At 67.1% G+C, this 13,105-nt stretch carries 18 protein-coding genes; 15 read left to right on the plus strand and 3 right to left on the minus strand.

Annotated elements, in window-relative coordinates; all coding sequences use genetic code 11:
* The first annotated feature begins 1 nt into the window (after window position 1).
* From ftsB to truD, 4 genes are read left to right on the plus strand one after another with little or no spacing between them, the layout of a single operon-like run.
* On the plus strand, window positions 2-352 hold the full coding sequence (ftsB, locus tag ABE422_RS11765) for a cell division protein FtsB (protein WP_121041759.1): 351 nt from the start codon (window positions 2-4) through the stop codon (window positions 350-352).
* Window positions 349-1,047, plus strand: coding sequence for a 2-C-methyl-D-erythritol 4-phosphate cytidylyltransferase (gene ispD, locus ABE422_RS11770; RefSeq protein WP_313212036.1), 699 nt, complete (start codon window positions 349-351; stop codon window positions 1,045-1,047). The genes ftsB and ispD overlap by 4 nt, the downstream gene beginning before the upstream one ends.
* 37 nt (window positions 1,048-1,084) lie before the next feature.
* Complete coding sequence (ispF, locus tag ABE422_RS11775; protein ID WP_123728899.1) at window positions 1,085-1,582, plus strand: 2-C-methyl-D-erythritol 2,4-cyclodiphosphate synthase; 498 nt, start codon at window positions 1,085-1,087, stop codon at window positions 1,580-1,582.
* Complete coding sequence (truD, locus tag ABE422_RS11780; RefSeq protein ID WP_313217866.1) at window positions 1,579-2,616, plus strand: tRNA pseudouridine(13) synthase TruD; 1,038 nt, start codon at window positions 1,579-1,581, stop codon at window positions 2,614-2,616. Before ispF ends, truD begins: the two co-directional genes overlap by 4 nt.
* A gap of 250 nt (window positions 2,617-2,866) precedes the next feature.
* On the opposite strand, the gene ABE422_RS11785 is transcribed toward truD, so the two are convergent.
* A complete protein-coding gene (locus ABE422_RS11785) occupies window positions 2,867-3,406 on the minus strand; it encodes a Smr/MutS family protein (RefSeq protein WP_346465499.1) in 540 nt (179 codons plus the stop codon).
* 186 nt (window positions 3,407-3,592) lie between these two features.
* On the opposite strand from ABE422_RS11785, the gene surE reads away from it, so the two are divergent.
* The 4 genes from surE to ABE422_RS11805 are packed head-to-tail and all read left to right on the plus strand — an operon-like array spanning window position 3,593 to window position 6,456.
* Window positions 3,593-4,372, plus strand: a complete 780-nt coding sequence (surE, locus tag ABE422_RS11790) for a 5'/3'-nucleotidase SurE (RefSeq protein ID WP_313217870.1) — start codon at window positions 3,593-3,595, stop codon at window positions 4,370-4,372.
* Window positions 4,369-5,046: a protein-L-isoaspartate(D-aspartate) O-methyltransferase gene (locus ABE422_RS11795; protein WP_121041772.1), complete on the plus strand. Its 678-nt coding sequence runs from the start codon at window positions 4,369-4,371 to the stop codon at window positions 5,044-5,046. Before surE ends, ABE422_RS11795 begins: the two co-directional genes overlap by 4 nt.
* Before the next feature lie 19 nt (window positions 5,047-5,065).
* Complete coding sequence (locus ABE422_RS11800; RefSeq protein WP_121041774.1) at window positions 5,066-5,680, plus strand: YqaA family protein; 615 nt, start codon at window positions 5,066-5,068, stop codon at window positions 5,678-5,680.
* Window positions 5,677-6,456 carry a peptidoglycan DD-metalloendopeptidase family protein gene (locus ABE422_RS11805; protein ID WP_313211998.1) on the plus strand — a complete coding sequence of 260 codons (780 nt, stop codon included), beginning with the start codon at window positions 5,677-5,679 and terminating at the stop codon, window positions 6,454-6,456. The genes ABE422_RS11800 and ABE422_RS11805 overlap by 4 nt, the downstream gene beginning before the upstream one ends.
* Window positions 6,457-6,508: 52 nt before the next feature.
* Here ABE422_RS11805 and ABE422_RS11810 read toward each other — a convergent pair whose 3' ends face one another.
* Together ABE422_RS11810 and yhbY are read right to left on the minus strand one after the other, a co-directional pair.
* Window positions 6,509-6,883, minus strand: a complete 375-nt coding sequence (locus ABE422_RS11810; RefSeq protein ID WP_123728906.1) for an Mth938-like domain-containing protein — start codon at window positions 6,881-6,883, stop codon at window positions 6,509-6,511.
* Window positions 6,884-6,896: 13 nt separating this feature from the next.
* Window positions 6,897-7,202, minus strand: coding sequence for a ribosome assembly RNA-binding protein YhbY (gene yhbY / locus ABE422_RS11815; RefSeq protein ID WP_019183325.1), 306 nt, complete (start codon window positions 7,200-7,202; stop codon window positions 6,897-6,899).
* A gap of 65 nt (window positions 7,203-7,267) precedes the next feature.
* On the opposite strand from yhbY, the gene rlmE reads away from it, so the two are divergent.
* The 7 genes from rlmE to hfq all read left to right on the plus strand — a co-directional run bounded on the left by rlmE (window position 7,268) and on the right by hfq (window position 13,099).
* Window positions 7,268-7,900, plus strand: coding sequence for a 23S rRNA (uridine(2552)-2'-O)-methyltransferase RlmE (gene rlmE, locus ABE422_RS11820; RefSeq protein WP_346483030.1), 633 nt, complete (start codon window positions 7,268-7,270; stop codon window positions 7,898-7,900).
* A 53-nt stretch (window positions 7,901-7,953) separates the two neighbouring features.
* A complete protein-coding gene (gene ftsH, locus ABE422_RS11825) occupies window positions 7,954-9,900 on the plus strand; it encodes an ATP-dependent zinc metalloprotease FtsH (RefSeq protein ID WP_313211994.1) in 1,947 nt (648 codons plus the stop codon).
* Window positions 9,901-10,003: 103 nt separating this feature from the next.
* Window positions 10,004-10,189: a hypothetical protein gene (locus tag ABE422_RS11830; RefSeq protein ID WP_019183322.1), complete on the plus strand. Its 186-nt coding sequence runs from the start codon at window positions 10,004-10,006 to the stop codon at window positions 10,187-10,189.
* 119 nt (window positions 10,190-10,308) lie between these two features.
* Window positions 10,309-10,800: a hypothetical protein gene (locus ABE422_RS11835; protein WP_313217875.1), complete on the plus strand. Its 492-nt coding sequence runs from the start codon at window positions 10,309-10,311 to the stop codon at window positions 10,798-10,800.
* A 57-nt stretch (window positions 10,801-10,857) separates the two neighbouring features.
* Window positions 10,858-11,757: a dihydropteroate synthase gene (gene folP, locus ABE422_RS11840; protein WP_346465503.1), complete on the plus strand. Its 900-nt coding sequence runs from the start codon at window positions 10,858-10,860 to the stop codon at window positions 11,755-11,757.
* On the plus strand, window positions 11,757-12,710 hold the full coding sequence (gene miaA / locus ABE422_RS11845) for a tRNA (adenosine(37)-N6)-dimethylallyltransferase MiaA (protein WP_346465505.1): 954 nt from the start codon (window positions 11,757-11,759) through the stop codon (window positions 12,708-12,710). Before folP ends, miaA begins: the two co-directional genes overlap by 1 nt.
* A 107-nt stretch (window positions 12,711-12,817) precedes the next feature.
* Window positions 12,818-13,099, plus strand: a complete 282-nt coding sequence (gene hfq / locus ABE422_RS11850) for an RNA chaperone Hfq (RefSeq protein ID WP_123728913.1) — start codon at window positions 12,818-12,820, stop codon at window positions 13,097-13,099.
* Window positions 13,100-13,105 lie beyond the last annotated feature (6 nt).

Here is a 13,105-nt window from a genome sequence, read left to right on the forward strand (position 1 = left end):
CATGCGCGACTGGCGCTGGCTGCTGCTGGTGCTCGCGCTGCTGCTCGGATGGCTGCAGTACCGCTTCTGGTTTGGGCCGGGCAACTCGGGCGAAGTGATGATGCTTGAGGCCCAGGTCGAGAACCAGAAGCGGGACAACGCCGGCCTGCAGCAGCGCAATGATGCGCTTGCTGCCGAGGTCAAGGACCTCAAGGAAGGCGAGGCCGCCATCGAAGAACGCGCGCGCAGCGAGCTGGGCATGATCAAGCCCGGCGAGAAGTTCTACCGCGTGGTCGAAGACGCGCCGGTGCCGCCACCGCGCGCGCCGACGGCCGTCACCGATCCGGATGCGCCGCACCAGGATGTGCCCTGATGGCGGGCATCTGGGCGGTGGTTCCCGCTGCTGGCCGTGGCACCCGCTTCGGTGGGCCCACACCCAAGCAGTATCTGCTGGCCGGCGACCGCGTGTTGCTGGCCCATACCCTTGAGGCGCTGCTCTCGCACCCGGTCGTGGCCGGAGTGATGGTGGTGGTCGCCGAGAACGACGCCGACTGGCCGGGCTGGCAGTCACTGGCGGACAAACCCATTCTGACCTGCATCGGCGGTGCCACCCGCGCCGGCTCGGTGCTGGCCGGCCTGCATGCGTTGCCCGATGACGTGCGCGCGGACGATTTCGTGCTGGTGCACGACGCCGCACGCCCGAACCTGGCCGCTGCCGATCTCGGTCGCCTGCTGGAAGTCGGCCGTGCCGACCCGGTCGGCGCGATCCTGGCCGCGCCCGTGCGCGACACGCTCAAGCGTGCCGGCGATGACGGCGGTATCGATGCCACCGAGCCGCGCGAACGGCTGTGGCGTGCGCTGACCCCGCAGCTGTTCCGCCGCCACCAGTTGGCGCGCGCGCTGCAGGAGGCGGCTGACGCCGGCGTGGAGGTCACCGACGAGGCCATGGCCATGGAGCGCCAGGGGCTGCGCCCGCTGCTGGTGGAAGGCAGCGAAGACAACTTCAAGGTCACCACCCCGGCTGATCTGTCCCGTTTCGAATTTGTGTTGTCGCGTCGCGAACCCTGACGTCCGCACGCGCCACACCCAACCGCAGGTTCTTGCAATGACCACCCCCCAGTTTCCTCCCTTCCGCATCGGACAGGGCTACGACGTCCATGCCTTTGGCGAGGGCGATCACATCATGCTCGGCGGCATCCGCGTCGCGCACAGCTGCGGCGTGCTCGCGCACAGCGATGGCGATGTGATCCTGCACGCCCTGTGCGATGCCATGCTCGGTGCGCTGGCGCTGGGCGATATCGGCGTGCATTTCCCGCCGACCGACATGCGCTGGAAAGGCGCGGACAGCGCGCACCTGCTGGATCATTGCAACGGGCTGCTGCGCGAGCGCGGCTGGCAGGTCGGGAATACCGACATCACCGTGATCTGCGAGCGGCCCAAGGTCGGTCCGCACGCGCTGGCCATGCGTGAGCGCATCGCTGGCGTGCTCGGCATTGCATTGGACTGCGTGAGCGTGAAGGCCACCACGTCGGAGAAGCTGGGCTTCACCGGCCGCAGCGAGGGCATCGCCGCCCAGGCCAGCGTGCTGTTGGTGGCCCTGTGATCCCGTTGCCGCTGGCGTTCGGTGCGCCGCTGCTCAGTGCGAAGATCCGCACCACGCCCGAGGATTTCCAGGTCGACGAACTGCCGGCGTTCGAGCCGAGCGGTGAGGGCGAGCACCTGCTGCTGACGATCCGCAAGCGCGGGGCGAACACCGTGCACGTGGCCAAGGTGCTGGCCAGGTGGGCTGGCCTGCCGGACATGGCGGTCAGCTACGCGGGCATGAAAGATCGGCACGCGGTCACCACGCAGCGCTTCAGCGTGCACCTGCCCAAGCGCGTGGCGCCGGATCCGGCGCTGCTGGCCTCGGACGAGATCGAGGTGGTCGAGTCGACCTGGCACAACCGCAAGCTGCAGCGCGGTGCTCTGGCTGGCAACCGCTTCAAGCTGGTACTGCGCGATGTGCGCGGCGATGCCGCGGCCATCGAAGAGCGCCTGTCCCATATCGCCTCGCGCGGCCTGCCGAACTGGTTCGGTGAGCAGCGCTTCGGCCGCGACGGCGGCAACGTGCCGGCTGCGCTGGCCATGTTCGGCGGCCGCCGCATGCGCCCGGACCAGCGCTCGCTGCTGCTCTCGGCCGCGCGCTCGGCACTGTTCAACCAGGTGCTGGCGGCGCGCGTGGAGCAGGGCAACTGGGACACGCCGCTGGACGGCGAGGTCTGGATGCTCGATGGCAGCCGCAGTGTCTTCGGCCCGGAGCCGTGGACGGATTTGCTGGCCGACCGCCTTGGCCGCTTCGACATCCACCCCAGCGGCCCGTTGTGGGGCGAAGGCGAGCTGCGCAGCAACGGCGCCGCCGCCGAACTGGAACTGGGCGCGGTCGCGGACGAGCAATCGCTCGCGCTGCGCGCCGGCCTGGAAGGCGCCCGCCTGAAGCAGGAGCGCCGTGCGCTGCGCCTGCGTCCGGCCATGCTGCAGCATCAGTGGCTGGCCGCAGATGTGCTGGAACTGAGCTTCGCGCTGCCGCCGGGCTGCTATGCCACCGCGGTGCTGCACGAGTTGGGCCCGGTGGAAGACGCCAGCCAGTCCGATACCTGAGCCGCGTAGAGCCGACCGTTGGTCGGCTGCCTCCCGTCCGGCACCGGAAATTGTGTAGAGCCGACCGTTGGTCGGCTGCCTTCCGTCCCTGCACCGGAAAACCTGCACCGCTCAGCCGACCAACGGTCGGCTCCACCTCAGCCGACCAACGGTCGGCTCTACCTCAGCCGACCAACGGTCGGCTCTACCTCAGCCGACCAACGGTCGGCTCTACCGCGCGCGGTGCATGGCGGTGATTCCGGGCCCGTCGTTACCGGTTCGCCAGCAGCACCAGTACCGCACCCGTCCCGCCTTGACCGGCGGGCGCGGAATGAAACGCCAGCACATCGTTGCGCAGGCGCAGCAGCCGATCGACCAGATTCTTCAGCACCGGTGCGCCGCCATCGGACTGCAGCCCCTTGCCGTGGATGATGCGCACGCAGCCGTACTCATGCGCATGCGCTTCCACCAGGAACTGCCGCACCAGCGCCTCGGCCTGGGCCACGGTCGCACCATGCAGGTCCAGTTCGTCCTGCACGGAGTACTGGCCGCGCTTGAGTCGCTGGAACATTCGTGGCGGCAGGTTCTCGCGCCGGTAGCTGGCCGTATCGCCAGCCTCCAGGGGGCTGCTGTCGCGCAGCAGCCGGGCGAATTCCCCGCGTGCGTCCTGTTCATCCTGCTCGGCCATCCGTGCACGCGGCTTCGGCCGCGGCGCGGCCGGCGGCGGGGTGACCACCTTGCGCAGCGGTTTGACCTCGCCGATAGCGGCGCGGAACAACGCGGCAGGATCTTCGTCTTCAGGATGTGACATGCGTACAGCCTAATGGGCGGGGAGGGCGATGCCTACCGTTATCGGGGTAGGACGATCTGTCCGCTTGCGGCACAATAGCGGACGCACTTGCGCGGTCGTCATGCTCCCAAGGGGGCACGGCCACCGCCGCCAACAGTGGGAAGTGATGGAATCGAAGTCTTGAAAAATCAAGCGGTTAAATCGCAGATGCGGATTCTGGTCAGCAACGATGACGGTGTCGATGCACCGGGCATCAAGATGCTCGCCACGGTTTTACGTGACGCCGGTCATGAAGTGACCGTGGTCGCCCCCGATCGTGATCGCTCCGGCGCCAGCAATTCGCTGACCCTGGACCTGCCGATCCGCATGAAGCGCATCGACCACTACACCTGCTCGGTGGCCGGCACCCCGACCGATTGCGTGCATCTGGCCCTGACCGGCATGCTCGAGTACGAACCGGACATGGTGGTATCGGGTATCAACAACGCCGCCAACCTCGGCGACGACGTCATCTACTCCGGTACCGTCTCGGCGGCGATGGAAGGGCGATTCCTCGGCCTGCCCGCCGTGGCGATGTCGCTGGTCACGCACAACCACGAGCCGCGTAACTTCGACACCGCCGCCCGCGCCGCGGTCGAGATCGTCACCCGGCTCAAGGCCGACCCGCTGCCCGCCGACACCATCCTCAACGTCAACGTGCCGGACCTGCCGTGGAGCGAGGTCCGTGGCTTTGAAGTGACCCGCCTGGGCAACCGCCACCGCGCCGAAGGCTGCATTGCCCAGCGCGATCCGCGCGGCAATGAGGTGTTCTGGATCGGCCCGGCCGGGCGCGAGCAGGATTCCGGCCCCGGTACCGATTTCCACGCGGTCCGCAACGGCTACATCTCGATCACCCCGATCCAGGTCGATCTCACCCGTTACCAGGCCTTGGAGAAAGTGGCCAGCTGGGTGGCGGGGCTGACCGACGCGCTGGACCGGCCGGCATGACCCCGCGCCTGCGCCTGCAGCCCGAAGCCGTCGGCATCGGCATGACCTCGCAGCGGGTCCGTGATCGCCTGGTGGATCGCCTGCGCGATGCCGGCATCGCCGACGAAGCCACCCTCAATGCCATCCGCGTGGTGCCGCGCCATCTGTTCATCGATGAAGCGCTGGCGTCGCGTGCCTACGAAGACACCGCGCTGCCGATCGGGCACGGGCAGACCATTTCCCAGCCCTGGGTGGTCGCGCGCATGACCGAAGCGGTGCTGCAGTCGGCGCCGAAGAAGGTGCTGGAAGTCGGCACCGGCTCGGGCTACCAGGCCGCTGTGCTGGGCGCGATCGGGCTGGAGGTCTACACGGTCGAGCGTATCGGTGATCTGCTGCGCCAGGCGCGCAAGCGCTTCCGTGCGCTTGGCATGAACATCCGCAGCAAACATGACGATGGCCGCATCGGCTGGGCCGAGCACGGTCCTTACGATGCGATCGTGGTGACCGCGGCCGCACCGGCGCTGGTCGATGCGCTGGTCGAACAGCTTGCCGTGGGTGGCCGCCTGGTCGCGCCGGTCGGCGGCCCGGGCGCGCAGTCGCTGATCCAGTTGACCCGTCGCGATGACGGCAGTGTTGAACAGCAGGTACTGGCGCCGGTCACGTTCGTACCGCTGCTGTCTGGCATGCTGGACTGATTCCAAGGAGCGTTGCGTCATGAAGATTTTTGGTCCGCTGTACGAGCGGGCAATGAAGTGGGCCGCGCACGAGCGCGCGCCGACCTATCTGACGGTGTTGAGCTTCATCGAGGCGATCATCTTCCCGGTGATGCCCGAGGTGATGCTCGCCCCGATGTGCGTGGCCCAGCCCAAGCGCGGCTGGTGGTTCGCCACGCTCAGCCTGGCCGGTTCGATGGCCGGTGCGCTGGTCGGCTATGCGCTGGGCCACTTCGCCTTTGAAGCGCTCAAGCCGGTGTTCGCCGCGCTGGGCATGTTGACCAGCATCGAAGGCGGCATCGCCATCGTGCAGGCCAAGATGGCCGAGTCGCCCTGGGCGGTGTTCACCTTCCTGGTGCTGGGCGGCTTCATGCCGATCCCGATGAAGGTCTTCACATGGGCATCGGGTATCGTCGGCGTGCCGTTGCCGCAGTATTTCCTGAGCATGTTGATCGGCCGTGGCAAGCGCGTGTACGTGCTGGCGGCGGTCATTCGTATTGGCGGGCCGCGCGCGGAAGCTGCGCTGCGCCGTTGGATTGAACCGCTGGGCTGGATCGCGACCGCGCTGGTGGTCGTGCTGGTGGCCTGGCTTGTATGGAGAGCGAAGTTCGCATGAGTGCTGATCGTTTGAGCAAGGGAGTGCGCACCGGCGCGCTGCTGCTGGTGGTGTCGGCGCTGAGCGCCTGTGGCACCGCCACCGTGGTGCGGCCTTCGGGCTCGGGCGGTGTGGCCCACAGCACCCCGCAGACCTCGGTGGCCAAGCCCGGCCAGACCGCTGTCGTCCGTCGTGGCGACACGTTGTATGCACTCGCGCGCATCCACAACATCACCCCGCGCGATCTGGCCGCCTGGAACGGGCTGGCCGAGCCCTACACGATCTATCCGGGGCAGTCGCTGCGGCTGTTCCCGGGCGGCAGTGGTGGCAGTCCGGCCCGCGCGCCGACCACCGTGGTCACCGCGCCGCGGCCGGGCAGCACCGCGCCGGCCGCCACCCCGTCGCCGACCACCGCGATCAAGAGCAACATCAGCTGGCGCTGGCCGGCCGATGGCGCGATCGTCGGCCGTTTCGTCGCCGGTGAAGCGACCAAGCAGGGCGTGGACATTGCCGGCACCAGTGGCCAGCCGGTCCGCGCGACCGCCGCCGGCGTGGTGGTCTACTCCGGTGCCGGCCTGGTCGGTTTCGGTGAGCTGATCATCATCAAGCACAGCGATCAGTGGCTGTCAGCGTATGGCCACAACCGCAAGCGCCTGGTCAACGAAGGCCAGAGCGTGAAGGCAGGCGAGCAGATCGCGGAGATGGGCCGCACCGGCGCCGCACGCGACATGCTGCACTTCGAGATCCGCTACAACGGCAAGCCGGTCGACCCGCTGCTGTACCTGCCGCCGAAGTAAGCACGAAAAAGGCCGCCTCAAGGGCGGCCTTTTCTGAACGGAAATCCCGGTCTCACCCCTTCAGGATGAACGCCGCGGCCACCTTGCGGCCCTCGCTGGCAAGGATGTTGAAGGTCCGTGCCGCCGCCGGGTTGTTCATCACTTCCAGGCCGATCCCGCGGGTCAGGCACGCGGCCATGACCGCGGCCGGCGGGAACACCTGGGTATCGCCCGTGCCCAGCACCACCAGCGCGGGGTTCAGTGCCAGCACCGGCTGCAGGTCTTCCGGGGTCAACTGGGCGATATCGGCCACCGGCCACGCTTCGATCAACGTGTCCGGGGCGAGGATGAAACTCGCGGCCAGGGTCCGGTCATTCACTTTCGCACTGCGGCCATCGGCGGCACGCAGGGCGTAGGCGTAGTCGGGGATTTCGTGGCTCAGCTGCATGGGCGTTCCGGGATCAGCCGCGCGGCAGGACGATCTGGCGCTGTTCCTTGCTCGGGCGGTACAGCACGGCCACGTGGCCGATACGCTGCACCAGCGCGCTTTCGCTGGCACTGACCAGCTCGGCGATGAGGGCGTCGCGGGCCTCGCGGTCTTCGGCGGCAACCTTGACCTTGATCAGCTCGTGGCGCTCCAGCACCTCTTCCAGTTCAGCCAGGAAGGCCGGTGTCACCCCCTTGCCGCCGATCTGGAGCAGGGCTTTCAGATCATGCGCGTGGCCGCGGAGGAAACGGGTTTGGGAAGAAGTCAGGGCGATAGCCATTCAGGAACAAGCGGTTAACTGGGGCGATCAGGGTATCATGACCTCCCCATCCGACCCGCATCTCAATGGCAACCCGTAGCAAAAGCAGTCAACGCTGGTTGAAAGAGCACTTCGCCGACCCCTTCGTGAAGAAGGCCCAGGCCGAGGGCATGCGCTCGCGCGCGGCCTACAAGCTGGAGGAGTTGCTGCAGCGCGATCGGCTGCTGAAGCCGCACATGGTCGTGGTCGATCTGGGCGCCGCCCCGGGTGGCTGGTCCCAGCAGGTCCGCCGCCAGATCGGCGATACCGGCCGGGTGCTGGCGCTGGACATCCTGGAGATGCCGCCGCTGGCCGGCGTGGAGTTCCTTCACGGTGACTTCAGGGAGCAAGCCGTCCTATCGGAGTTCGAAGCCATGCTGGGGGATCAGCCGGTAGACCTTGTGCTCTCGGATATGGCCCCCAATAAGAGTGGAATGGATGCGGTGGACCAAGCGCGGATGATGCACCTGGCGGAGTTGGGGTTGGATTTTGCCGACAACCATCTCAAGCCGGGTGGCGCGTTCCTGATCAAGCTGTTCCAGGGCGTGGGCTTTGACGACTACGTGCGCGAAATGCGCCGCCGGTACGACAAAGTAGTGATCCGCAAGCCTGAAGCCTCCCGGAAGCGCTCGCCCGAGGTGTACGCCTTGGGGCAGGGAAAACGCGCGCAGATCAAGTAAGCTCAACCATACGAATCGCGTCAGGAATTAGAGGAACACCGGAGCCAATGAGGATGAACGACTTGACCAAGAACCTCCTGCTATGGGTGGTCGTCGCCGTCGTGCTGATGGTGGTCTTCCAGAGCTTCTCGCCGAAGAGCAGCGGAGCCGGCGCACAGGGCGCGACGTACTCGCAGTTCCTGGACCAGGTGGACAGCGGCAACGTCCAGAAGGTGACCTTCAGCGGTGACATGCGTGGCGGCACCAATCAGATTTCCTACACCACCCGTGGCGGCCAGTCGGCCACCATCACCGCCCCGTTCGATCGCGACCTGATCAACGTGCTGCGCGGCAAGAACGTGGAAATCGTCCAGGAGGAGCCCTCCAGTGGCATCTCGCTGGGCGCGATCCTGATGAACTTCCTCCCGGTGATCCTGATCATCGGCTTCTGGATATTCATCATGCGCCAGATGCAGGGCGGTGGCGGCGGGGCCAAGGGCGCAATGTCCTTCGGCAAGTCGCGGGCCAAGCTGCAGGGCGAGGACCAGATCAAGGTCACCTTCGCCGACGTTGCCGGGTGCGACGAGGCCAAGGAAGAAGTCGGCGAACTGGTCGATTTCCTGCGCGACCCGACCAAGTTCACCAAGCTGGGCGGCAAGATTCCGCGCGGCGTGCTGATGGTGGGTCCGCCGGGTACCGGCAAGACGCTGCTGGCCCGCGCGATCGCCGGTGAAGCCAAGGTCCCGTTCTTCTCGATCTCCGGTTCGGACTTCGTAGAAATGTTCGTCGGCGTCGGCGCAAGCCGCGTGCGCGACATGTTCGAGCAGGCCAAGAAGCAGGCGCCGTGCATCATCTTCATCGATGAAATCGACGCCGTCGGTCGCCACCGTGGCGCCGGTCTCGGCGGCGGTCATGACGAGCGCGAGCAGACCCTGAACCAGCTGCTGGTCGAGATGGACGGCTTCGAGGGAGGCGAGGGCGTGATCGTCATCGCCGCCACCAACCGTCCCGACGTGCTGGATCCGGCGCTGCTGCGCCCGGGCCGTTTCGACCGCCAGGTCGTGGTCGGCCTGCCGGACGTCAAGGGCCGCGAGCAGATCCTCAAGGTGCATATGCGCAAGCTGCCGCTGGCCGACGATGTCGAGCCGATGGTGATCGCGCGCGGTACCCCGGGCTTCTCCGGTGCGGACCTGGCCAACCTGGCCAACGAAGCAGCACTGTTCGCCGCGCGCGGCGGTGAGAAGGAAGTCCGCATGGACCACTTCGACCGTGCCCGCGACAAGATCCTGATGGGTGCCGAACGTCGTTCAATGGCGATGAGCGAAGAAGAAAAGACGCTCACCGCCTATCACGAAGCTGGCCACGCCATCGTCGGTCGCCTGGTGCCCGAGCACGATCCGGTCTACAAGGTCACCATCATTCCCCGCGGTCGTGCGCTGGGCGTGACGATGTACCTGCCGGAAGGCGACAAGTACTCGATGAACCGGGTGGCGATCGAATCGCAGCTGTGCTCGCTGTACGGCGGTCGTGTGGCCGAAGAGCTGATCTTCGGCACCGACAAGGTCACCACCGGTGCCTCCAACGACATCGAGCGCGCCACCAAGATGGCCCGCAACATGGTCACCAAGTGGGGCCTGTCCGATGAGCTCGGCCCGATCGCCTACGGTGAAGAGGACGATGAAGTGTTCCTCGGCCGTTCGGTGACGCAGCACAAGAGCGTGTCGGATGACACCGCGCGCCGCATCGACGAAGTGGTCCGCAGCATCCTGGACAAGGCGTACGCCCGTACCACCGAACTGCTGACGGCCAATCTCGACAAGCTGCACACGATGTCGCAGCTGCTGCTGCAGTACGAGACCATCGATGCGCCGCAGATCAATGCCGTGATGGAAGGCCGTGATCCGCCGCCGCCGATGGGCTGGGACAAGTCCGCCAGCAACAAGGATGGCGGCAACAACAACGACAAGGGGGGCGATGCCCGTCCCGTGTCGCCGATCGCCGGTCCTGCCGAGCAGATCTGAGGGTGTTGCCCACGTAAGTGACGAAGGCCGGGGAAACCCGGCCTTCGTCGTTTCGGGCAGGTCATAATGACGGTCCGTTTTCGCCCCTCGTTCTGGAGTCGTCATGTCCGCACCCCCGCCGCAGCCGATCTCGCACACCACTGAAATGGTGATCGCCACGATCATTGGCGTGGCCATCGGCCTGACCCGCGACAACTTCCTGCTCGGCGCCGGCATCGGCATCGCGGTTGGCGTGTTGATGAGCATCGCCAAGACCGTCTACGTGGAGCGCAAGCGCCGCCAGCGCTGAATGCTTGCGTGCGCGGCCGGCAGTGGGCACGATGCGCGTGCCCGCGCCGCATGCCGCGGTCGGGCATGGCCGGGGGATCGGCCGACACACTTTCCAGGGGGATGTTCATGCGTCATTCGATGCGCGCAGCCGTTGCTGCGCTGCTGTGCTGTGCCACGCCGGTCATGGCGGCCGAGATCCACGTGCAGGATCCGGTGCCGTTCAACGAGTCGGCGATCATTGCCGAGAACATCAAGGCCGAGTGCCGGATGGGCGCGCAGCTGGCGACCGCGCTGGGCAAGAATGCCCCGGCGCATGGCAACACCATCGTCTTCGGCAGTGATCCGGTGAACACCGGCAGCGGGCACGCGTTGAAGCTGGAGCTGGTGGAAGCGCAGAGCGCAGGCAATGCGTTCACCGGCCACTTCAAGTCGGCGGCCGTGCGCGGCGTGCTGTTCGAGAACGGCCAGCAGGTGGCCACGGTCACCGCACGCCGCGTGTCGCGCGGTGGCGCGTTTGCCGGCTTCAAGGGCTCCTGCGACGTGCTTGAACGCACCGTCAATGCGATCGGCAACGATCTGGCGATCTGGCTGGCCAAGCCGGTCGATGGGGCCCGCCTCGGCGACCTCTGACAGCCGGTCCGGTGCGCCAGCGTAAACTACGCGCTGGCGTACTTCGTGGATCTGCCCATGTTCGATATCTCCCCCCAGCTCGATTGCGGCGGCCGGCTGCTGCGGCTGGATCGCCCGCGGGTCATGGGCATCGTCAACGTCACCCCGGATTCCTTCTCCGACGGCGGTGACCACGACAGCGTGGAGGCTGCGGTCGCGCGCGGCCTGCAACTGGTGGCCGAGGGCGCGGACCTGCTCGACATCGGCGGCGAATCGACCCGGCCAGGCAGTGCGCCGGTGCCGTTGGATGAAGAACTCCGCCGGGTCATCCCGGTGATCGAGCGGTTGGCACGCGAAACCACCGTGCCGATCAGCATCGACACCTTCAAGCCCGAGGTGATGCGCGCAGCGGTCGCGGCCGGTGCCGGCCTGATCAATGACATCCATGCGTTGCGCCAGCCCGGTGCGCTGGACGCCGCCGCCGAACTCGGCGTGCCGGTGGTGCTGATGCACATGCAGGGCGAGCCGGGCAGCATGCAGGACACCCCGCACTACGATGACGTGGTCGCCGAGGTGCATCGCTTCCTGACCGAGCGCATGTTCCAGGCCGAGATGGCCGGCGTGGCCAAGAAGCATCTGATCATCGATCTGGGCTTCGGCTTCGGCAAGACCACCGAACACAACATGATCCTGCTAGCGCGTTCGGAGCGCTTCCTCGAGCTGGGCGTGCCAATGCTGGCCGGCCTGTCGCGCAAGCGCAGCATCGGTGAACTGACCGGTCGTGAGCAGCCGCGTGACCGCGTGGCCGGTTCGGTCGCCGCGCACCTGATCGCGGCCCAGCGTGGCGCGATGCTGCTGCGTGTGCACGATGTCGCCGCCACGGTCGATGCGCTGAAGGTGTGGGCCGCAGTCGATGCCGTGCCGATGCCGCGGGTGTCCGCCGCCCCGGCGATGCCGCGCTGGCCGGACGAGGACTGATGGCCGTCGATCAGCGCCCGCTGGCGATCGCGGTGATGGGCCCGACCGCGTCAGGCAAGACCGCCACCGCGATCGCACTGGCCCAGCAGCTGGACGGTGAGATCGTCAGCGTCGATTCGGCGCTGGTCTATCGCGGGCTGGATATCGGCTCGGCCAAGCCCGATGCGGCCGAGCGCGCACAGGCGCCGCACCATCTGCTCGATGTGCGCGACCCGTGGCAGACCTATTCGGCGGCGGAGTTCGCCAGCGACGCGGCGCGGGCCGTCCGCGACATCATCGCGCGGGGTCGCATGCCGATCCTCGCCGGTGGCACCGGGCTGTATTTCCGCGCGTTGCTACAGGGCCTGTCGCCGATGCCCGAGGCCGATCCGGCGGTGCGCGCACAGATTGCCGCCGAGGCGGCCGAGCAGGGCTGGGCGGCAATGCATGCCCAACTGGCCGGCATCGATCCGGCCGCGGCAAAGCGCATTCACGCCACCGACCCGCAGCGCATCCAGCGGGCACTGGAAGTCCATCGGCTGACCGGTACCCCGATCAGCGAATGGCAGAAGCTGCCCGGCGTCGACCGGCTGCCGGTACGGCCGCTCAAACTGATTCTCGCGCCGCGCGAGCGCACGGTGCTGCACCAGCGCATCGAAACCCGTTTCGACGCGATGCTGGATCACGGCTTCCTGGACGAAGTCCACGCCCTGCGGGCCCTGCCGGCGATGGCCGAGGTGGCCGCGCCGCTGGATCTGCCGGCCGTGCGGGCGGTGGGCTACCGGCAGGCCTGGGAGTATCTGGACGGGCAGGGCACGGCCGAGGCGTTCCGTGAGCGCGGCATCCAGGCCACCCGCCAGCTCGCCAAGCGCCAGCTGACCTGGCTGCGCGGGGAGCTTGATGCGCGCTGGTTCGATCCCCATCTAGACAGGGCTTCCCTGGCGGATGCGGTGTCGACCTTCGTCGCACGCTGAGTCCACGCCTTCATTCGCCCACCCCGTGTACCATCAAGGGTTCCGGCGGGCGGCGGGGGCCGTGGTAACTGCCGGAAGACCATAAAAACAATAATCAGGAGTGTGCAATGTCCAAGGGGCAATCGCTGCAGGATCCGTTTCTGAATGCACTTCGGCGCGAACGCGTGCCGGTGTCGGTGTATCTGGTCAATGGCATCAAGCTGCAGGGAACGATTGAATCGTTCGACCAGTTCGTGGTGCTGCTGCGCAATACGGTGAGCCAGATGGTGTACAAGCACGCCATCTCGACCGTGGTGCCCGCGCGCAACGTGAAGGTCGGGCCCGGAGGTGGTTATGTGCAATCCAATGATGGCGCCGATGGCGTCCAAGGTGATGACGACGTTGAGTGACTGCGT

The sequence above is a fragment of the Stenotrophomonas sp. TWI1151 genome (assembly GCF_039673135.1).
Classification (GTDB): domain Bacteria; phylum Pseudomonadota; class Gammaproteobacteria; order Xanthomonadales; family Xanthomonadaceae; genus Stenotrophomonas.